The sequence below is a fragment of the Pontibacter anaerobius genome, assembly GCF_026241195.1.
Taxonomy (GTDB): domain Bacteria; phylum Bacteroidota; class Bacteroidia; order Cytophagales; family Hymenobacteraceae; genus Pontibacter; species Pontibacter anaerobius.
On sequence record NZ_JAPFQO010000001.1, the window covers coordinates 667332 to 691273 of the forward strand.

At 51.6% G+C, this 23942-nt stretch carries 5 protein-coding genes; 4 read left to right on the forward strand and 1 reads right to left on the reverse strand.

Annotated features, from left to right (window positions below; translation table 11 throughout):
- The first annotated feature begins 846 nt into the window (after positions 1 to 846).
- From OO017_RS03110 to OO017_RS03120, 3 genes are all read left to right on the forward strand, one after another.
- The gene (locus tag OO017_RS03110; protein ID WP_266050967.1) at positions 847 to 10950 is read left to right on the forward strand and encodes a T9SS type B sorting domain-containing protein; all 10104 of its coding nucleotides are present in this window, start codon (positions 847 to 849) and stop codon (positions 10948 to 10950) included.
- Between the two features lie 28 nt (positions 10951 to 10978).
- Positions 10979 to 11926: a PorP/SprF family type IX secretion system membrane protein gene (locus OO017_RS03115; protein ID WP_266050968.1), complete on the forward strand. Its 948-nt coding sequence runs from the start codon at positions 10979 to 10981 to the stop codon at positions 11924 to 11926.
- Positions 11927 to 12557: 631 nt separating this feature from the next.
- Positions 12558 to 12686 carry a hypothetical protein gene (locus OO017_RS03120; RefSeq protein WP_266050969.1) on the forward strand — a complete coding sequence of 43 codons (129 nt, stop codon included), beginning with the start codon at positions 12558 to 12560 and terminating at the stop codon, positions 12684 to 12686.
- A 25-nt stretch (positions 12687 to 12711) separates the two neighbouring features.
- Here the strand turns inward: OO017_RS03120 and OO017_RS03125 are convergent, their stop codons facing one another.
- Entirely contained in the window at positions 12712 to 15300 is a 2589-nt protein-coding gene (locus OO017_RS03125; protein ID WP_266050970.1) for a M14 metallopeptidase family protein, read from the reverse strand.
- Between the two features lie 1782 nt (positions 15301 to 17082).
- Here OO017_RS03125 and OO017_RS03130 point away from each other — a divergent pair.
- Positions 17083 to 23904, forward strand: coding sequence for a DUF8696 domain-containing protein (locus tag OO017_RS03130; protein WP_500797065.1), 6822 nt, complete (start codon positions 17083 to 17085; stop codon positions 23902 to 23904).
- The last annotated feature ends 38 nt before the right edge of the window (positions 23905 to 23942 follow it).

A 23942-nucleotide genomic window follows, 5' to 3' on the forward strand; every position in this document is an offset into this window, starting at 1 on the left:
ATCTTGGAATAAGACTGCAAAGGTAATGGTTTATACTTTCTTTCACCACGCCTTGTTGGCTCTGAACAATTTAAGTCTCCTGCTTGTGTGGCTGCTTCATGCAGTAGCACTAAAAATGCTTTAAAAGTGCTAGTTGCTGCAAGCGTGTTTTTGCATTTACAGAAGGCGTTCTTGTTCGGTTGTTCTTCCTGGTTCAGCTTGATACTCTCTTGCGAAATCACAAAGGAAGCCTGACTTATTTTGAATTATTTTTAATAAAGCTTGAGGAGTGGAAATAGGTGTGCTGTGTTATATTTAAAGTATATAATTGAAAAATTATAATTATAGCTTTTCTATATTACGATATATAATAAATATGTTTATTGTATTGCTCGCAATATATATTCCTGTTTAATTTGTCTGTCAATCAATAGGATGATACTTATACTTCTTGTTTTGTAGGTTTTGATTTGGTGTTGAAGTATGAGAAGCATGTGTAAATTGTACTGCATTTATGCATGATTCTTAGTGATAACACTGTTTTAGCCTCTTTTTACATGCTTTTAAGGTTGGTTTAGTGCAATCAGGCTTGAGGTGGGGCGGGAGTAGGCGTAGCAGCAGGCAAAGTGCTTTAGATTGGATAAAGACGATAGCGGTAAGTTGTGCTTTTGGTGAGCCAGAGAAGTATGAATATTAGATTGTTTTAAGGTTTGATTATGGTTTTGCTAATATTTTGTGCTGCCAGAAGTGCAGGTAAATAGTACAAATTAAGTTGAGTAACTTAAGAGAATCGCCTAGTGCCCTCTTTTATAATGAATTAACAAAGTATCCAAAGTATAAAATTGATATAGTTTTAACCGGTAGCTTATGAAAATAACCTTTACCCGAAAACTCTCCTTCCTGTTTGCCATTTGCCTGTTAGGGGTGTTGCAGTTTGTGACATCCTTGAATGCGTTTGCTCAAGGCAAAGATAACACGGTGCCAACCTTTACGGTTGACCTGAGAGGAAAGCCAAATGGTGTCTGGAATTCTGGTGAGGTATCCAGAAACGGACAGCTTTGCGGCGCGGCATCCAACGAGAACTGTGTGCAGTTCAAAATCCTGTTGGACCAGAACGCTGAGCAGATGGAGTTTGATATAGTTGATGGACCGGTACCTTCCGGCTCCATGGGCTACCAGATAGATTGCGGGCCGCAGACCCCGGTGGGGCAGCCGATCTGCGTGGACGTTTCCCAGCCGATAACCCTGACGCTTTGTATGCCCGGTAATGCCAAGGGTATATTTGAAGTTAGGTCGCTCGCGGCGTTCAATCCTCAGGATGATGTCTCGGTTACTACAGGTTGCTCGGCTACTCTAAGAGCCCCTCAGACCTTTGAGGCAGGAACCATCACCTGGAAGGACATCACGTACAACGGAACCTATAATAAATATCTCAGCTTCCCGAACGGTGATACGGCTCCGGTTATAACCCCGGACGCAAACGCCCCGGCGTATGTAGACTATGAGGTTAGCGGAACAACGGTGGCGACGAAGTGCCCGGGCAGGTTCTTCTCTGATGTAGTGCGGGTATACTTCTACCCGCCGCCAACTGTTACCATTGGTCCGCAGCCTGCCATTATCTGCCCTGGGGGCAGCGGTGTGACGCTAACCGGTAATGTGACCGGCGGCGACGGCAACTGGGAATATATCTGGACGGACCCATCCGGTACGAAGGTGGGAGACCAGCTAAACTACACAGCCACGGCTGTGGGAACTTACAAGTTTGAGGTAAGAAACATAAACTACCCGAATTGTCGGGAGTTCTCGGCTACGGTGGACGTGGTGTCGAACTTGGCGGCCAATGCCGGCCCGGACCAATTGGTGTGTTCGCAGAGCCCGGTGCAGTTGGCAGGTGTCATCACCGCAGCCACCGGAGGTATCTGGAGTGGGGGTGGAGGCACCTTCAGCCCAAGCAATACAGCGCTTAACGCCGTGTATACCCCAACAGCTTCCGAAATTGCGGCGGGCTCGGTTAAACTTACCCTCACCTCCACTGGCAACGGCTCATGTAGCCCGGTGAAGGATGATGTGCTGATCACGTTCTACCCGATAGATGTGCAGCTGACGGGAACGCCTGTTATCTGTAGCGGCACCATGGGCACGGTTACGGCAAACGTAACCGGTGGCAATGGCACGATCTCTTATAAATGGAGCTCCGGCGAAACCACAGCCACCATCTCGAATAAGCCTGCCGGTACTTACACGGTAACTGTAACAGACGGCCAGAGCTGTGCTATCACAAAATCGTTTACGGTGACGGAAGTAACCGGCCCGAGTGGCTTTACCGCCAGCACACAGTCGGAAACCTGCGGAAGCAGCAACGGCAGCGTAACGGTGAGCGGTGTAACGGGCGGCACGGCTCCTTATATGTATAGCGCAGACGGTGCCAGTTTCCAGACTTCTGCTACGCTGTCAGGGCTGGCCGCCGGTAACTACACTGTTTATGTGCAAGACGCCAACGGCTGTACGGTTACCAAAAGCATTACCATCACCAACATTGCGGGTCCTACTGCTGTAGCTGCCTCTACGGTAGCGGCATCCTGCGCCAACAACGACGGTAGCATTAACGTGGGAGCCGTAACAGGGGGCACCTCTCCTTATACTTACTCCATTAACGGCACTACTTTCCAGAGCTCCACCAGCTTCGCGGGACTGGCCTCCGGTGCTTACACTGTAACGGCGAAAGATGCCAACGGCTGTATCATCACTACCTCAGTCTCGGTAGCTAAAGAAACACTTACGAGCTTTACGGCAACCGGAGCCTCCTCTACCTGCGGGGCCAGTAATGCAAGTATAACCGTGAGCAATGTGCAGGGTGGCATCGCACCTTATACTTACAGCAGGGACGGTGTAAACTTCCAGACCTCGGCCACACTCACAGGTATGGCTGCCGGAACCTACACAGTAACAGTTAAAGACTCCAGAGGATGTACGCTGGCTAAATCGGTAACGGTAGGCAACGTAGCAGGGCCAACAGACCTGGCGACGACTGCCAAAGCCTCTACCTGCGGCGACAGCAACGCCGAAATTACGGTAACAGGTGTAACCGGTGGCACGGGCTCTTATACCTATAGTATAGATGGCGCTACCTTCCAGGCATCGTCCAGCTTTACGGGCCTGGCTGCCGGCAACTATACGGTTTACGTGAAGGACGGCAACGGCTGTATCTACTCAGAAGCGGTGGCCTTAACTAACATCGCTGGCCCGGATTTTACGGCTACTGCCATCTCCTCTACCTGCGGTGCCAGCAACGGCCGCATCAACATCAGCGGCGTAACTGGCGGAACCACTCCTTATAAGTATAGCAAAGACGGGACAACCTTCCAGGATGCGGCTAGCTTCACAGGCTTGGCGGCAGGTACGTACAATATCACTGTAAAAGACGCCAACGGTTGTGCCCTGGTAAAGTCGGTTACGCTTACTGACATACCTGGCCCAAGCGATTTCGCGCTGGCGGCTAAGTCCTCTACCTGTGGCGCCAGCAATGGTAGCATAACCATAGGTGCCGTAACAGGCGGAACATCCGCTTATACTTATAGTATAGATGGTAAAACTTTCCAGGCATCGGCCACTTTTGGCTCACTTGCCGCTGGCGATTATACCATTACGGTGAAGGACGCCAATAGCTGTACAATAGCTAAAGCCATCACGGTAACGGATATGGCTGGCCCAACCAACCTGGCGGCTTCTTCTAAGTCTTCTACCTGCGGCGCGAGCAACGGCGAGCTGACCGTGACAGGCGTAACGGGCGGCACGGCTCCTTATACCTACAGCAAGGACGGCACAAACTTCCAGGCCTCAGCCACGCTGATCGGATTTTTAGCGGGTACGCATACGATCTATGCGAAGGATGCTAATGGGTGTGTGGTGTCGGGTTCCTTTACAGTTGCCAACATCGCCGGCCCTACGGCAGTAGCGGCTACCTCACAGCCTGCCGGTTGTGCCAACAACGACGGCAGCATTACTGTGGGTGCCGTAACCGGTGGCACGGCAACGTATACGTACTCCATCAACGGCACCAGCTTCCAGAGCTCAAAAACCTTTACCGGCCTGGCTTCCGGAACCTATACCGTAACGGCTAAAGATGCCAACGGCTGTATCGTTACCAGATCTATTTCGGTAGGGAAGACGGCCCCGACCAATTTTGCGACTACCTCAGAACCATCTACCTGCGGCAGCAACAACGGTACCATCACAGTCGGCGCGGTTACGGGTGGCGTAGCTCCTTATACTTACAGCAAAGACGGCGCAAACTTCCAAACCTCTGCCACGCTGACCGGCTTTGTGGCAGGCTCTCACACCATCACAGTGAAAGATGCCAAAGGTTGTACCTTCTCCAAAGCGATCACGGTAACGGATGTGGCCGGACCTTCGGATCTGGCGACTGCTGCCACGGCTTCCACCTGCGGCAACAGCAACGGTCAGTTTACAGTGAGTGGCGTAACGGGAGGTACCTCGCCTTATACTTATAGCTTAGACGGAAAGAATTTCCAGACGTCAGATACTTTCACAGCACTGGCTGAAGGCACTTATACCGTTACAGTGAAAGACGCCAACGGCTGTACTTATGCAGAAGAAGTGGCTGTGAGCAACATCGAAGGCCCGGCGTTTACACTTTCTTCCAAAGCTTCCACCTGCGGTGCCAGCAACGGAACAGTAACGGTGAACACACCAACGGGCGGCACGGCTCCTTATACGTATAGCAAAGACGGCACTACTTTCCAGACTTCAGCCACATTCTCAGGGCTGGCAGCCGGCGAGTACACCATCACGGTGAAAGATGCCAACGGTTGCTTGTTGCCTAAGACGATAGAAGTGACTGACATCCCGGGGCCAAGCGACCTGGCGATGACGAGCAAGGCCTCTACCTGCGGCGACAGCAACGGTGTGATCAGCATCAGCGGCGTAACAGGTGGCACGGCCCCATATACCTATAGTATAGATGGCACGAACTTCCAGGGCTCCCAGACATTCGGGGCAGTGCTGGCAGGGGAGTACACGGTAACAGTGAAGGACGCTAACGGCTGTATCTTCACAAAGGCGATCGTGGTAGATAACGTTGCCGGACCAACCGGAATCACGGCGAATACCACTTCTTCCACCTGCGGCAGCAACAACGGCGAAATCACCGTAACGGGAGTAACAGGCGGTGCAGGTGCTTATACGTATAGCAAGGATGGTGTGAACTTCCAGGCTTCGGCCACACTCACTGGTTTTGTAGCTGGTACCCACACGATCTACGCCAAAGACGCGAACGGTTGTACAGTGGCCAAGGCATTCACCGTGTCTGACATTGCCGGTCCATCGGCGGTGGCGGCTACCTCGCAGCCAGCCAGTTGTAACGACAACGACGGCAGCATCACGGTAGGCAAGGTAACCGGCGGAACAGCCGGCTATACTTATAGCATCAACGGTACTACGTTCCAGAGCTCCACCAACTTTACAGGCCTGGCTTCCGGAACCTACACGGTAACGGCGAAAGATGCCAACGGTTGTATCGTTACCGCATCCGTAAAAGTTGACCTGAATGTACCAACTGCCTTTGCCAGCACTTCGGTAGCCGCAACCTGCGGTCGTCCGGACGGGCAGCTGACAATAGGCACGGTAACCGGCGGCACGGCTCCTTATACTTACAGTATAAACGGTGGCAGCTTTCAGACTTCGGCTACCTTCAGCAACCTGCTGGCAGGCTCTTACAGCATCACGGTAAAAGATGCCAAAGGCTGTACGTTTACCGATGAGGTAGGCGTGCGCAACCTGGAGGGGCCAGCCTTTAACGCGGCGGCCACGGCTACTACCTGCGGCGCCGCTAACGGAAGTATTACGGTAAGCAACACTACCGGAGGAGTAGGGCCGTATACCTATAGTATAGATGGCGTGAACTTCCAGGCAGCTACCACTTTCAATAACCTGCTGGCCAAAAACTATACTGTTTACGCCAAGGATACGAAAGGCTGCGTTGGCACCAGCCAGGTAGTAGTGGAAGACATTGCCGGCCCAAGCGATTTCGTACTGACCGGAGCCTCCTCTACCTGCGGCGCCAGCAACGCTACAATTTCGGTTAGCGAGATAGTTGGCGGCACGGCTCCTTATACCTACAGCAAGGACGGCACGAACTTCCAGAGCTCTGCTGCCTTCTCAGGATTAGCAGCTGGGGCGTACACCATCACGGTAAAAGACTCCAACGGCTGTATCATCAGCAAAGCCATCGAACTGCAGGATATCCCTGGCCCAAGCGACCTGACCTTAGCCTCTACGGCCTCTACCTGCGGCGACAGCAACGGTAAGATTGAGGTGAACGGGGTAGCGGGCGGCACCGCTCCTTATACTTTCTCGATTGATGGAAACACCTTCCAGTCAGCTGCTACGTTTGGCGCAGTGCTGGCAGGTGAGTATACCGTAACCGTAAAAGATGCCAACGGCTGTACGTTCTCCAGAGAGATTGTGGTAGACAACATCGGTGGTCCAACAGGGCTTACCGCCAGCGCCACTTCCTCAACCTGCGGCGCTGCCAACGGTAAACTAACGATCACAGCGGCTACGGGTGGTGTGGCGCCATATACCTACAGCAAGGATGGCGTGAACTTCCAGGCTGGCCTGGAGTTCAACAACCTGCTGGCTGGCTCACACACCATCACGGTGAAGGATGCCAACGGCTGTACTTTCGCGAAAGCCTTCACGGTGGCTGACATTGCCGGCCCGTCGGCGGTGGCGGCGACATCGCAGCCGGCCAGCTGCCAGGACAACGACGGCAGCATCACGGTAGGCAAGGTAACCGGCGGAACATCAGCTTATACTTACTCCATCAACGGCACAACTTTCCAGAGCTCTACCAGCTTTACAGGTCTGGCTTCCGGAGAGTATACCATCACGGTGAAAGATGCCAACGGTTGTACAGCTACCACAGCAGTATCAGTTAACCAGAACGTACCAACCAACTTTGCCAGCACCACGGTGGCCTCTACCTGTGGCGCGAGCAATGCAAGTATAACGGTTGGTTCTGTAACGGGCGGAACAGCGCCTTATACGTATAGCGTGAACAATGGCAGCTTTCAGGCTTCGGCAACGCTGAGCAACCTATTGGCTGGAACCTATACCATCACCGTGAAAGATGCCAAAGGCTGTACGTTCAGCAAAGAGGTAACGGTAGAAGACATCGCCGGACCATCTGCTCTGGCACTGGCTGGTAAGGCCTCGACCTGCGGAAGCACCAACGCCACCATCACGGTAAGCGGTGTAACCGGCGGAACGGCTCCTTATACTTTCAGCATCGACGGCACCAACTTCCAGAGCGGCACAAGCTTCGGCTCACTGCTTGCCGGAGACTATACCGTAACGGTGAAGGACGCTAACGGCTGTACCTTTGCACAGGCTGTTACTTTAGAAGACATCCCTGGCCCATCTGCCTTTACTGCCTCAGCCACTGCCTCAAGCTGCGGTCGCTCGAACGGAAGTATAACAGTGGGAACCGTAACCGGCGGCACGGCTCCTTATACTTACAGCGCAGACGGTAACAACTTCCAGGAAGCCTCCACGCTGACTGGTCTGCTGGCCGGAGAGCACACCATTACGGTGAAAGACGCCAACGGCTGTATCGTGACAATGGGCGTAACAGTTGAAGACGTGGCCGGACCATCAGGACTGGAGCTGGCAAGCACAGCCTCTACCTGCGGCGCCAGCAACGGCAGCATCACGGTAGGCAAGGTGACTGGCGGCACGGCTCCTTATACCTATAGTATGGATGGTTCGACTTTCCAGAGCGGGCCTACCTTTAGCGAGGTGCTGGCAGGAGAGTACACGATTACGGTGAAGGATGCCAACGGCTGTACTTTCTCTGCCAAGATCACGGTAGAAGACATCGCCGGGCCAAGCAACCTGACAGCCGCTACTACTTCTACTACATGTGGTGCCAGCAACGGTGCGATAAGTATAAATGGTGTAACCGGAGGAAAAGCGCCTTATACCTATAGTATAGACGGCACGAACTTCCAGGCTGCCGCTGCCTTTACAGAACTGGCTGCCGGCACACACACCATCACCGTGAAAGACGCCAACGGCTGTACCTATGTAAAAGCCATCGAGGTAACGAACATAGCAGGGCCGAGCGCTATAGCGGCTACCACCAGGGCGGCCAGCTGCGCCGACAACGATGGCAGCATCTCGGTGGGTAACATCACCGGCGGGACGGCTCCTTATACCTACAGCATCAACGGAACAACCTTCCAGAGCGGCACAAGCTTTACAGGGCTGGCCTCCGGAGAGTATACCATCACGGTGAAAGATGCTAACGGTTGCCAGACAACAGAAACAGTGAAGGTGAGCAAGGACGGTCCGGCAAGCTTTGCCAGTACCACTGCCGCCTCAACCTGCGGTGCTGAAAATGGCCGCATCTCGGTGGTGTCTGTGGATGGAGGCGCAACGCCTTATACCTATAGTATAAACGGCGGCAGCTTCCAGAGTTCAGCAGTCTTCACTTCGCTTCTTGCCGGTACCTACAGCGTTACCGTGAAAGATGCCAACGGCTGTACTTACACCGATGAGGTGGAAGTGACCAACATCGAAGGCCCATCAGACCTGACAGCTTCTGCGACTACCGCTACCTGCGGCAACAGCAACGGCCAGATCAACGTGTCTGCGGTAACCGGTGGCACGGCTCCTTATACCTATAGCAAGGACGGTGTGAACTTCCAGGCTTCGGCCACGCTTACAGGACTTGCCGCCGGCGAGTACCAGGTAACGGTGAAGGACGCCAACGGCTGTACGGTAGTGAAAGCGGTAACAGTGGCCAACGCCTCCGGTCCGGAAGGATTCACGGTGGCAGGCAAGGCCTCTACCTGCGGTGCAGCTAACGGCGAGGCTACGGTAAGTGCAGTGATCGGCGGTAAGGCTCCTTACACCTACAGCAAGGACGGCACGAACTTCCAGCCGGAAACTACCCTCACAGGATTAGCCGCCGGCAACCACACCATCACGGTGAAAGACGCCAACGGCTGTACCTTCACAAAACAAATAACCATAGAGGACATCGCCGGACCAGCCAACTACGAACTGGCTACTGTTTCTACTACCTGCGGCGCTGCCAACGGCTCGATAACAGTAAGCAACGTAACGGGCGGCACGGCTCCTTATACCTATGCCCTGAACGAAGGCGCATTCCAGGCTTCGGCTGCCTTTGCTGAGGTTACTGCCGGCGAGCACACCATCACGGTGAAGGATGCCAACGGCTGTACGTTAGTGAAGCAAGTAACGGTAAGCGATATCGCTGGCCCGTCGGACATCGCGGCGGCTACCACGCCAACCTCGTGCACAGCCAACAACGGTACCATTACCGTAAACGGCGTAACCGGTGGCACGGCTCCTTATACTTACTCCCTGGATGGTGCCAAATACCAGGCAGCGGCAAACTTCGGTTCGCTGGCATCGGGAGAGTATGAAGTGTATGTGAAAGATGCCAACGGCTGCAGCACTGCTGTAACGGTAACGGTAGGCGTGAAAGGCCCGAAAGAGGCAAGCATCGCTGCCACAGACGCCACCTGCGGTGAGGAGAATGGATCTATCACCATCACATCAGTAACCGATGGTACCAAACCACTCGCGTATAGTATAAACGGCGGCAGCTTCCAGGCCTCGGCCACTTTTGCCAACCTGCCTGCCGGTATTTATACCATCATCATCAAAGATGCGGAGGGATGCACACTGGAGGTGTCTCAGGGCGTGAGCAACAGCAATGCTGCTGCCTTTACCGCAACTGGCACCGATGCCAGCTGCGGCGCTGAGAACGGCAGAATTGCAGTGAGCAACGTGAGTGGCGGCGTGAGCCCTTATACTTATAGCGTAGACGGAGCCACCTTCCAGAACGCATCTGAGTTTAGCGGACTGGCCGAGGGAACTTACCAGGTAACGGTGAAGGATGCTGCCGGATGTATGAGCTTTGAAGAAGTGACGATTGGCAACACGCCGCCAGTCACGGACCTAAGAGCTACGGCAATATCCCCAACCTGCGACCAGCCAACTGGCCAGATAACGATTGATGAAATAGTTGGTGGCACGGCTCCTTATACTTATAGTATCGATGGGACGAACTTTACTGCATCCACCACATTGGCTGATGTAGCGCCGGGCGCTTATAACCTGACTGTGAAAGACGCAACCGGCTGTACGTACAGCATAGAGGTACAGGTAGAGCAGGGGGTAAGCAGCGAACTGGACTACGTGCATCACCTGGATTGCACCGGTGGCAACACCGGCGAGATCGCCTTCAAGTCTACCGGCGCCAACGACCAGACACAGTACAGCATCGACGGAGGCAAGACTTTCCAGAAAAATGCTGTCTTCAGGAACCTGGCGGCAGGCTCTTACCAGCTCATCACTAAGTTCTCTGCATCCTGCTCTATTACGGTAGGTACTGTGGAGGTGAAAGAGGCTGACCCGATACAGGTAGTTGTAACGCCACTAACCAAGGCTGTAGGCTTTGAGAAATCAGGCAGCGCAGCCGTAACAGAAATCAGCGGCGGTGTTGGTCCTTATACCTACTCGTTAGATGGCGGCAGTTTCTCTTCCGACTCGGTGTTTACGAACCTGAGTGCCCGCGAGTACTCCCTGACCGTGAAAGACAGCAGAGGCTGTACCGCAGAACTGACGTTCGAGATTGAGGGCTTTGGCGATATCGATATTCCGAACGGCTTCACGCCAAACGGTGACGGTGTGAACGATACGTGGGTGCTGAAGAATATCGCGACCCTGTTCCCGAACTGCCGCGTGTCGGTTTACAACCGATGGGGTAGCCCGGTGTTCACGTCCAGAGGATACGCCAAGCCATGGGATGGTACCTACAACGGCAAACGCTTGCCGGATGGCACCTACTACTGCATCATCGAGTTCGGTGACGGTACAACGGCACCTATCAAGTCATCTGTGACCATTATGCGATAAACAGGCCATTTACCTAACAACACGTGTTATGAAGAATTACATTTTACTTTTTTGCTTTCTGCTCGTAGGTTCGGTAGCTGTGGCACAGCAGAAGGCGCTTTACAGCCAGTACATGACCAATTACTATCTTCTCAACCCGGCCGTGGCCGGCGTTGAGAAGGACTGGAACTTTAAGGCAGGTTACCGCAACCAATGGACGGGCTTTGAAGGTGCTCCTAAAACTTTTTATGTAAGTGCCGAGACAGCCTTGTTTAAGCGCACAATCGGGAAGCGGATGGCAAGGCCTTACCACGGCGCTGGCGGCTATATTTACTCAGACCAGACGGGACCGATCACGCAAACCGGAGTACTGCTCTCTTACGCCTACCATGTGCCCATCAACAGGAGCCTGTACCTGTCGTCAGGCGTGTTTGGAGGAGTGCAGCAGTACCGGTTCGACGAGAATAAGATCCACCTGGCGGATGGCTCCAACGAACGCGACCCGGTAACGCAGCAAGGAAGTATAAATGCCTTTATGCCGGACCTGAGCGTGGGGACATACCTTCACTCCGAGGAGTTTTTTGTGGGGGCATCGCTGTTCCAGGTGCTGGGAAATAAGATCAACAAGAACAGGGAGGTCGAAGACCCGGCCCGTCTTTCCAGGCACCTGTTTGTGTCCGGTGGGTATAACTTTGATGTAAACCGAAACATCACCGTAACGCCTTCAGCGCTGATAAAATATGTGAACCCGGCCCCGATACAGGCGGACTTTAACGTAAGAGGCGAGTATCACTTCACCAAACGCAGAAAAACGGTTTACGATGATATGGTGTGGGCCGGAATTTCCTACAGAACGCAGGATGCCGTGGTTGGCTTGGTGGGTGTTCAGTTTAAGGAGCAGTTCCGGCTGAGCTATACGTATGATATCACGGTGTCGAAGATGCGCCACTACAGCGCCGGCTCTCATGAGATTGTGCTTGGGTTCCGGATGCCGTAAGTATGATTTTAAAGTATAAAACAGGAGAGCCAGCGCAAGTGCGCTGGCTCTCCTGTTTTATACTTTTATTCCATTTATGCTGGCTACTTCTGGCGCAAGCGTCCGCTTGTGCCTTTATTCATCACTGCTTTCTACAACTGGAGCCAAGCTATCAAGCTATACCCCTTTGCTGGCGCGGGTTTGCAACCCGTGCTTTGCTATACTATCGGATTTGCAATCCGAGCGGCTTGAAAAGCCGTACTTGCTTGGATATATCTCCTAGCTACTGAAGTATGCAACTAGAAACAAGCTATTCTTTCTAGCAGCAGTTTATCCTCAGTCTTACGAACCTAAAGTTGCGTTTCTGGCTTTGGCTCCCTCAAGCCCGGGAGGGCTCGTCCTCGGGCATCGCGCTGGGAGCTTTTCCTGCCCTCGTGCCTCGGGCTGCCTGCGGCACCGGAAAAACTCGCATAGGCGCTCAACCCAAGGACTGGGATCAGTTTTCGATAGCTACCTCCTTTGCTACAAAGTAAGTACAGGGTGATAAGTAGTAGCCCTAAGTCCCCCTTCGAAGGGGGCAGGTGGATGACCCGGAATGGCCGAAGCTATGGAGCTTATACTTTAAAACTAGTAATAACAGAAATTCCCCTCTTTGGACTACCGAGAACGCGAGTTCGAAGGTAGCGAGCGTAGCTCTGAGGGGCAGGGGTGGTTGGACCCGGCACTGCAAAACACCACTACAACAGAAGAAGCCGCCCAAAGTATGGGCGGCTTCTTCTAACTAATAATTCATGCCTATACTTTCCCTAATGTGCGTCCTCATCAGCGCGGGCGGAGCTGCCGCTGATGATTTGGCCAAAGAAGATGCTGTTCAGGAACAGCTTGTTGGTGCCGTACCAGAACGCGCGGAAGTTCGGATTATCCGGCATTGCGATTACCTTGCCTGCCCCCAAAGTAGATACATCCACCGCAGCGGTGTTTTTCACCTTCTGAAGGTTCGGACTGGATATGTAACCCGCCATGAGCGGATTAGATGTATACATCACCGGGTTGGCGTAGGGGCTCTTGGAGCGCTCCATAAACAAGGTGTTGCTGCGGAAAATAGGCAGCTTCTTATCGGTATAACCATAAGCCAGCGGATGCGTCAGGTCCAGGGTTGTCTCGAAAATGGCTCCTCCGATTACCTGGGCACCTTCTGAATTGGCAATGTCAGCGTACGGTTTCTGTGCGGCAGTGTCAGGTTTTACTTCCTTAAACTTAATATTGCCGATACCATTATCAGCTAGCCATTTAGCCGCGCCACCCATACCAATCACGGTGCCGCCCTGCTGTACCCAGCTGCGCAGCTTTTCTTTGGAGATGTTGCTGTAGGAGCCTTCTGCCATCACCAGCACATTATACTTGCTCAGGTCGGCGCGGTTAAAGTCGTTGGTTTTGATCAGGACCGGGCGCATGCCGAAGCGGTCGTCCATCAGGTGCCAGGCCTCTCCGGCGTCGTAGCTGTTCACGCCATCACCCATCAGCATCATCACGCGCGGCTGCTCCAGGCTCCGCATCATCGGGCTTCCCAGTTTTATACCTTGCGGCGTGAAACCGGTGTTCATGGCATATACTTTCAGGGCATTTTTCTGCGCCACTTCCTGCAACAGCTGGTGCAGCTCATCGGCATTTATATTTTGCCCGGTCACCGGAATCAGGATGGTACCGTAGTCGTACTGTTTCCCATCGGCTGTACTGAATTTATCGGTGGCCACGCGCGTCACAATGCCACGGTCCATCAGCTGGTTCAGGGCGCGTGGGGCATAGTAGCCGTGCCACTCAAACGTATAGGCGTAGTCACTTTTGCCGCCTACTACCTCACCTTCGGGGAATGCCAGGCTATCTACCTTTTGCCCCAGCTGGCCGCTTTTAAAGTTTCGGGAGGAAAGAGCGGCATGCTCCAGGTCGAAGGCCAGCGGGAAGGTCCAGGCGGAGATGTCGTAAAACAGGCTGTCCTGAAACGTGGTGCGCTTCTCAAACATCGCCTCAATCAGCCGGTGCTGCGGCTGCTCGGTCGGGATTATGTAGGCGTTTTCAGGGGTATAGGTAACATTGTCGACCTTGAAGCTTTCCTTCGGACGGTATACTTCTATCTGGTGCTGCCTGATGATCTCCGCCAGGTGGTACGCCCTTGCCTTATCCATCTCCGAGCCGAACACATAGGCTTTGGTTTTAGCCTTCTTCGCCTCGTTCAGGGAGTTTTTGTAGAAATCCCGCTGGTGCGCCAGCAGCTCCTCGCGCATAGCCTGGGCCGCCTCAAGGGTAGAGAGGGTGGTGGTAAACTGGTTTCGGATAGTAAACGGAAATGTCAGTACGCCGTTCACGCTTTCCTGCGCATGGCCGCGGGAACTGGCCTGTTCGAAAAGTATGCCCACGGCTCCGTTTACGTCGGGGTAGGTAGAGCCTTTGCCGTAGTAAAAATCGTCGTAGCTCTCCTCGGTGTAATAAAAGGAGCCGATCTTATCCAGCGCTTTGGCGTGGTAAGTGCCGATTTTCTGTGTCAGTTTAAAGTTACTCTCCGGCGTGAGCGGGTTGTTGCGGCTCGGGATACCCGGCTGAAAGAAGAATGTAGCATTGGTGCCCATCTCGTGGTGATCCGTCAGCACGTTCGGCTTCCACTCGTGGAACTTCGCCAGCCTGCCCCGCGACTCAGGGTGCTGCAGCGGCAGCCAGTCGCGGTTAAGGTCGAACCAGTAATGGTTGGTGCGTCCGCGGGGCCACGCTTCGTCGAACTCAGCGCTGTTATTGTCGGTGATCAGGTTTTTGCTGCGGTGAGAGTTTACCCAGCTGGCAAAGCGGTTCATGCCGTCCGGGTTAATAGACGGATCTAAAAGTATAATCGTCTCCTCCAGCAGCTTCTCTATCTCCGGCCCCTGTGCTGCTGCCAGGTGGTACACCGCCAGTAAAGAGGCGTTGCTGCCGCTCGGCTCATTGCCATGCACGCTGTAGCCCATCCACACCACGGCCGGCATATCCTTGAGATTCAGTTTTCCAGACTCGGCAGGGTTTGTAAGCTGCACGTGCTGCTTCTTTAGCTGCTCAATGTTCTGGTGGTTTTTAGGAGAAGTGATAGTGAGCAGGTACAAAGGGCGGTTCTCATGGGTGCGGCCATATTCTGTTAGGCTAATACGGTCGGAGAGGCTGGCCATCTCGCGCATAAACATAACCAGTTGATCGTGACTGGCGTGCCACTCCCCTACGTTGTAGCCCAATATGTCTTTAGGTGTTGGTATATTGCTATTGTAGGACGCCTCAGCCGGCAGGTAGTAGGAGAGCGGTGTCTCGATTTTTTGCGCCACTGCTACGGGGCCAAGGCCCAGCATAGCCGCTACAGCAAGTACGCGTAGGTTTTTCATGAGTAAAGGTGAAGAATAGGTTAGATGTTTGGTTGTACCTGCAATTTCCTGTTTTGCCGAGGCTTTTGCAAGTATAAAATACCATGAAACAGTACAGGGGCTATCAGTTTAATAAGACCGCAAACAGTACAAGCTTTTCTGGAGTCGCACCCAGCTATTTGTTCGGGGTAAGTTGTTGATTTTCAATTATAATTGAATGTTTGGTGAGTCTGTTAGCCATGCTTATACTTTTTTTACCCTTTTCTACAGTAGCTACACTTCTAAATTGTTAACACTCACCAAGTATAAATCAGGAGCTGATTTACGCTAAAAGTTGAATAGTTTATTGCCCCTGCTTGCTGAAGCCCAAAAATATGAGTTGTAACGCTTGATGTTTTAGTGCAATTATAATCTGTGCGAATAATTGAATATGCTGCTTTAGTGTGCAAAATGCATTATATAGTTAAAAAGCAATGTGTTAGAGGCTGCTAAAGCCTGTGCAATTTTAAAACTTTATATATAATTTATGTAATAAATATTAGGTTTTAGGTGTAACAAAATATAGTTATCAAGGTATAAGTTCTTTAAATAGTAAAATAAACTATAGAAATAGAACACTTATGACTATAGATTCAGCTTTTCATAGTAGGCGTGGTGCTCCATGAGGCTTAGCTAGTATGAAGTAGCCACAGGACAATTCTTTTAACGCGCTCCTACAGCCTTACGATACCGGCTAATGTTAATTAGCCCATCTGCAATATGGTTTTAGCTTTAAAATGCAGCTAATAAACCTATTGCCCAGCCATGTTTTGCCCTACTGTAAAGTAACCAGTCTTTCGATCCACCTGACCTAGTTAATCACCCAAGGCCAAAGCTACACAGCCTTAAACCCAAACCTTATCCCCTAATTTTATGAAACAAAGTTTTACCCAATTGATTGCGCAGGCAGTACAGGCGCGGCGCGTTCTCATTTCAACCCTTGCAGTAGTAGCTGTGCTGGCGGCTGCTGTTTATGTTTATGCCGCTGTCGGAGTGACAGTTAATGGAGGTGCTGTTCCAACTTACTTTAGTGTTTCAGCAGATAATGCTGCTAATTCTAAGTTTCCAGTAAATGGGGTTTTTACTCCATTAGGAGACATTGTAATTCTGGAAGGTGCCGATGATGACTTCAATTTGAGTGGGAGTCTTACTCTAACAGCTCCAACTGGTTGGGTATTCAAGCAATCAGGTGTGAATGGAACAGTTGTTAACGGTGTTAGTACAGGTAATGCGAATATTAATGTTGCAATCAACAATTCTAATATTGTCTATACATCGACAAGTATAACGATTCCGTTTACAGTCGATAAAATAAATCATCGAGATAAGGTTACAATAACTGGAGTTGAGGTTCAGGCAACTAATGGAGCTAGTCTCCCCGGTTCAGGCACTGTCGTGCTATCAGCTACAGTATCCGGAGGTACTAGTTCTGTCGTTGGATTGCCAAAGGACATTGCTAGTCTTTCGCAAACCTATGGTGCAGCTAGAACTATAGCTTTCAGGCAGCAGCCATCTTTAGTAAATGTTGGTGCAGCAATCTCGCCTGCGCCTAGTGTAGCTGTGGTAGATCAGTTTGGCAACACTGTAACTAATGCCACAGGCTCAGTAGGAGTTGCGCTTTCTGGTACACCGACCTCTGCCCTTATTTCTCCAGCTTCCGGCGCTACAGCCTCTCTGGTAAACGGAGTGGCTATATTTAACAATATCAGAATTGATGAGGGTGGTAACTTCCAATTGCTTGCTACATATTCTGTTAATCAGACCATGCAAGCATCAAGTAACGCATTTGTTGTAAACAATTTGCTGCCTACTGTTTCCAGTGCCCTGCCATGTATATCGGTAGGTAGTGGCATTAGTCAAATCACGGTGACAGGTACAAACTTTGTCCGCGGCTCAGTAGTAAGAATCGATGGAGCAGACAGACCTACTACTTTCGTCAACTCAACATCGCTTACAGCTAATTTGCAGGCATCTGATGTCAGCACTGCCCAAACGTTAAGCGTTACCGTGTTCAACCCAACCCCAGCTGGCGGCACCTCCAATGCCGAAGACTTTGTCATCCATCCGGTAATTGCAGCAGGAGACATAGCAGGTGAAACAGAGGTTTGTGAGGGTGCGCAAGGCATTACTTACTCCGTGGCAGCAGGTGCAGCGGCATATAACTGGACGGTAGGCCCTGGGGCAACTATCGAATCCGGAGGGACTACGAACGAGATTACCGTTAGATTTGGTAATACGGCCTCTACCGTAAATATTTCGGTTGAGGCTGTAAATGCCTGCGGTGTAGCTGGCCCACCATCCGATATTGATGTAACTGTAACCCCATATCCTACTGGCATCACTGCTGGCCCTGCAGAGGGAGTACAATTCTGTACAGGCACCTCGGCCACGCTCGGTTCCGGTGATCCGGCTGTTCCGGGTTATACATACCAGTGGTCTCCGGTAGAAGGCTTGTCTGACCCTAATGATCCGAACCCAACCATAACGCTTACAAACAGCACACAAACTGCAAGATTTGAAACCTACACACTCACAGTTACAAACGGAAACGCAGCATGTGCAGTATCAGATCAGGTACTTGTAACAGTATATCCTGAGCTGATTATTGAGGCTGATGACGTAGAGCCGGTTTGTATCGGAAATCAGATAGAGTTAAGGGTTACAGGAGCTGCCAGCTATACGTATGCCTGGACAGGTCCTGACGGCTTTACCTCCTCCGTGCAGAACCCTGTAATTGCAGATGCTACCGAAGCGAATGAAGGTACCTATACTGTAGTAGTTACCAACCAGCAAGGTTGCGAGGCTACAGCAGACGTTGAGGTTACCATAGCACCATTGCCAACAGCTAATGCAGGAGCTGATCAGAGCCTGTGTTCTCAGGGGGCTTCTACTTCGTTTTCAGTAACCGGTACCCCATCTGCCGGAGCGGCTGGTACCTGGAGTGTGATAAGCGGTACGGCTACTATCGTTTCTCCAACTTCGCTTACAACCCAGGTAAATGTATCCAGCGCCAATGCAACACTACGATTTACCGCAGAGACCCCTGCAGGATGCCAGGCATCTGATGATGTGGTGCTGACCGTGGATCCGCTGCCAACTGTTACGCTGGCGCCTCTTAGTGCTATATGCGAGAGCGATGCCCCAATCACACTAACAGGTGGCTTGCCAGCAGGTGGTACTTACTCTGGCCCAGGTGTAACAAACGGTGTGTTTGATCCTGTGGCTGCTGGTGGTGATGGTACTTACACTATTACCTATACTTATTCTGATGGCAACGATTGTGAGAGTACAGCTACAAGAACTATAACTGTTAAGCCGCAGCCGGTGGTGTCAGTAACGCCAGATACAGAAATATGCTTCGGCGAAAGTGTGGAGCTGACTGCTAATGGGGCTACCACTTACCGTTGGGAGCCAGCAGCAGGGCTCAGCGCTACCACAGGTGCATCTGTAATTGCTAACCCAACTACCACAACCACCTACACTGTTTATGGCACAACCAATGGCTGTGAGTCGGTGGCGCAAACTGTTACCGTTACTGTTAACCCGCTTCCGAATGTGGCCATTACCCCTACAGGCCCGACTGAGTTCTGCGATGGCAACTATGTGGATCTCGTGGCCGAGAATAAAACAGGCTATACATATGAGTGGTTTGATGCCAGCGCCGGTACTCCTGTAGGGTCAGCCAGCACTTACCGCGCAGAAGATTCTGGTAGCTACTATGTTACCATTACCACAGATAAAGGCTGTGCCCTAACATCAGAGCCTGTTTCTGTTATTGTGGCAAAACTGCCAAACGAGGCTACTATCACAGCAGGTACTACGACTTTCTGCCAGGGAGGCAGCGTGCAAATCAGCGCTAACTCTGCCCCTTCAGGCCAAACCTATGAGTATGTGTGGGAGTCTAGCTCCAATAATGTTGATTTCACGCCTATTGCTGGAGTGCCTGTAACAGCTGATAGTTACCTCGCTGAAACTTCCGGTTACTATCGTGTGAAGGTAAGCGATGTTTCAGAAGGAACTGTAAGCGATTGCTTTAAAACATCTCAGTCTATTCAGGTAACTGTGCTGCCTCAGCCAACAGCAGATATAACCTCAAGTGCCGAAACCCAGTGCCGTGCTGCAAGTGGTGCCACAACCTTTACGGTAACTGGTACTTTCTCGGGAGGTACAGCTGTCTGGACATCGAGCAACAGCAACTTCTCGATTGGCGACAGAAACGATGTTCCAAACCCATCAACCGGGGTAACAACCTCTACTGTTACAGTGAGTGTACCTGCTTCTGCTGTAACAAGCGTCATCAGTTCTAACATTACGCTCAGAGCTACTAACGCAGCTGCATCCTGTGACCCTGCAAGTGATCAGGTTACGCTGACAGTGCAACCGCTGATCGCGGGCAACACCATTACAGGTACTAATGCCTATTGCCAGGGGGCTGTTGCCACAGCGTTAAGCTCCGGCACACTCAGCGGAGGAAACGGAAGTTATACTTATACATGGGAGCAGAGTGCCAATAACTCCACTTGGGGATCGGCAGCCGGTACTAATAACCAGGCTAGCTACAAGCCAACCACGGCAACCGGCGGCACCATGTACTACAGACGCACCGTTACCTCGGGAGAGTGCGAAAGCATCAGTGCTGCGTTTGCTGTAACGGTAACACCAAGCATCACCACAAACAACATTGCGGGTACACAAAACTACTGTGAAGATGAACCAGCTACAGCGCTAGGTGGTGCAGTGGCTGGTGGCACGGGCAGTTATACTTATCAGTGGCAGAGCAGTTCAAGTGCAGGCGGTACTTTCAGTAATATTCCGAGTGCAACTGCTGCTACTTACACACCACCTACAGCAACTGGAGGCACTGTATACTACAGACGCCTGGTTACTTCCGGTGAATGCCAGGGTAATATTAGCAATGTGATTGGCGTAACCGTAACGCCTGCTATTACTACAAACAGCATTTCCGGAACCACCACTTACTGCCAGGGCGCCACGGCCTCCTCACTAGGTGGTACAGTAACAGGTGGCATATCAGCGAAGACGTATCGTTGGGAGCAGAGCCCGAATGGCACAGGCTCCTGGACTATTGCTGCGGGTACAAGTAACCTGATCAGCTATACACCATCCACAGCAACTGTGGGCACAATGCACTATCGCCGTGTAGTTACCTCCCAGAACTGCTCCGATATAAGTAACATGGTGGCTGTTACGGTTAATGCTCCAATAGCAGGGAACCAAATCTCCGGCGACCAGACTGTTTGCTCCGGTGGGGCTAAAGCAGCCTTAGGACAGGCAAGCGGCACCAGCCTGAGCGGCGGCAGCACGCCGTATGGCTACCAGTGGCAGAGCAGCAGCAGCGCTACAGGCACGTTTACTAATATTGGAGGGGCCACTTCGGCGAGCTATACACCACCAACTACAACTGTTTCTACTATCACAACTACTTATTACAGACGCGTTGTTGATGGCGGACAGTGCGCAAGTATAAGCGCGCCTGTGGCGGTGACTGTAACCCCGGTGATTACTAGCAATACCATAACCGGTGCCCAGACCATTTGTGCACAAGGCACGCCAACACAGCTTACCGGCAGTACGCCGACCGGTGGCACAGGCTCTTATACTTACCAGTGGCAGCAGAGCACTAACAACTCAACATGGGTAAATGCTACCGGGCCAAACTCAAGCACTGGAGTAAACTACCAGCCGGGGGCCTTAACAACCACTACATATTTTAGAAGAGTGGTAAGCTCAGGTACTTGTAATGATCTTCCATCTGCATCCGTAAAAGTTACTGTTAACCCTCTGCCAACTCCTGGCTTTACAGGAGTAACTGATGGGCAGATCATCTACACAGGGGGAGGTAACATAACACTGGCAGGCTCGCCAGGCGGGGGTACTTTCTCCGGCTCTGGTGTAAGTGGTAATACGTTCAACCCATGTACTGCAGGCGCAGGACAGAAAACAATCACCTACACCGTTACAAACGGCAATGGCTGTACTAACTCCGTATCTAAAACGGTAACGGTGCGCGAGTCGCAGTATAGGGTGGTTGTAATTTCTAATCCTAAGCCGTTCTGCCAGGGCGATAATGTGGACCATGAAGCGTGGGTGGTTCGTGATGCTCAGTCTATCATTTACCCATACCTGACCAATGCGAACGGTGACCCTGTAGATGAAAGCGGCAGGTTGATTGGTACAACGGAGTTACCTGTATCTAACCCAGCCTATCCTTTCCCTGCAGGTACTTCGGATATCGTTAAGCAGTTTGCTTTCCGCTACTTTAACCCGATTATCACTTTAGGTGCAAATGGAGAGAGGATAACCAGCGGCCTTACTTACCAGTGGACAAAGAACCAGCAAAATGAAATTGGTAAAAACCAAATTACTTTCAGTAATGCCGGTTTGTCTTCCCTGGATTACTATGCTGTGAAAGTAAGCTCCGGCACAAGCTCTTGCGGGCCTAACCTCAATAACACATTGTCTAGCAGAACTTATACATCGCAGCTGTATAATTATGACATGACCTTAGCGGCAAGTAAAAACCCGATCTGCCCTGGCGAGTCGGTTACATTTACAGCCACACTTAACTCAGCTTTCCCTTTCTGGAACTCTATTAACCTGGTGCTGCAGTGGCAAGTGAACGGTGTAACACAGTATACTTCAAGCTATGGTACCGGAAACGCTGCTGCGCTGCAGTGGACTACAACTGGTCCGGCTGGCGGGTTTAAGCAGGGAGATGTGGTAGCTATTAGGTTTACTTCAGATGTAGACGGAGGAAGCTTGGCGGCAGGTAGTAAGTGCGCGAGCGGTACAAATTCCGCAGTCGTAACCATGAACGTGAATGTTGTGCCTGCCATTACAGGTACTACCGTGAACGCGGCTTGTGTGGGCAGTGTAGCAACACTCTCTGTAAATGCAACAGGTACGGGGCTTGCCTACCAGTGGTACAAGCGTCCTGGTAACTCTTCTACAGCCGGAACTGCTTTAAGCAACGGTGGTAGAATATCCGGAGCAACCTCAGCTAACCTAAGCATAGCTAACACAACAGCGACAGATGCAGGTTTGTACTACGTGGAAGTGAGCGGGGCATGTCCGCCAATGGTTGCTTCGCAAGACTTGCAGCTAAACATCACACCTGTGCCACTAGCGTACAATGTAACTGCACCAAACGGAACCGCTTATTGCGCAGGTGGGTCAGGAACAGTGATAGGTATGTCTAACTCTCAGGCGGGGGTTACCTACAGCCTCTATAGAAGCGGAAGTAGTACGGCACTTATAAGTATAAACAGAACTGCCTCAGGAGCATTCAACTTCCCAAATAGCTACACTGCGGGTACCTACTCTGTAGTGGCTACGCCAACCGGAACTCAGCCAGCCGTGGCAAGCTGTCCGCAGAACATGCTAAATACAGTGACCATAACTACTAACCCGCTACCGGCTGCTATTACAGCTACAGGTGGCAGCTACTGTAGCCCTACGGTTGAGTTCCCAAACTCGGGCGCATTGGTAACATTGGCCGGTACGCAGTCTGGTGTATCATACCAGCTCATCAACGCATCCAACCAGCCAGTTGGTAGTGCTGCTAATGGTAATGGTGGGCAAATTGATCTTGGGCCTGTTGTTGCCGGTACATACAACATCCGGGCGACCAACACTACTACAGGCTGTACCAACACTGTAGGGCAGGCGACTGTAACCATGACAGAGCGTGTAGAACCACTCGGCGATATCATCATTACAAATGAAAGTGGTGAGGTGATTACCGAACAGCAACTCGAGACAGGGCAGTATGCGAGATTTACAGCCAGCACCACCTTTGGCGATGATAACACCGCTGAGACTTATACTTGGTACATTGGGGATGGCATAGAAGCTAACTGGCAGGTAGTGCCTGGAGTTGAAGGGCCAGTTTTAACGATCGATTCCGTACCAGGCGGTGATTTTGCAGTACGAGTGGAAGTGACAGCAGACCCAAGTGCTTGTTATACAGATTACCTGGGTATTTATAGTACAACACCAGTAGTTCCGCTACCAGTAGAGATCATCTACTTCAACGCGGCCAAGCAGGGCAATAACGTGCTGCTGGAGTGGGCCACTGCCTCTGAGCAGAACAACACCGGCTTTGAGGTGCAGGTGTCGCAGGACGGCTTTAACTTCAGGAAGCTGGACTTTGTGCCGACCAAGAACGGTAACACCGTGCTGAAACAAGTATACCAGTACACAGACAAGGAGAACGGTAAGCGTGGTACACGTTATTACCGCCTGAAGCAGATAGATGAAGATGGCAAGTTCGAGTACTTCACTACCAAGGCGGTAACCTTTACGGAGGTGGCCAGCAAGGTAAAAGCCTTCCCGAACCCGTTCTCTACTAACCTGACGCTGGATGTTGCAGCTGAGAACAGTGGAGAGGTGCATATAAGTATGGCCAACGCCATTGGTCGCCAGATAATGGAGCGCACTGTTAAGGTGGAAGAAGGCTTCAACACCATTTACCTCAACATGAATGGTGACCTGCCGCACGGTGTTTACTTCATCCGGGTTTACCTGGATGGTAAGATGCATCAACTAAAGCTGCTGAAAGAGTAACTGAATTTAATAGGGTTTAAAGCTGAAAGAGCCGGGTA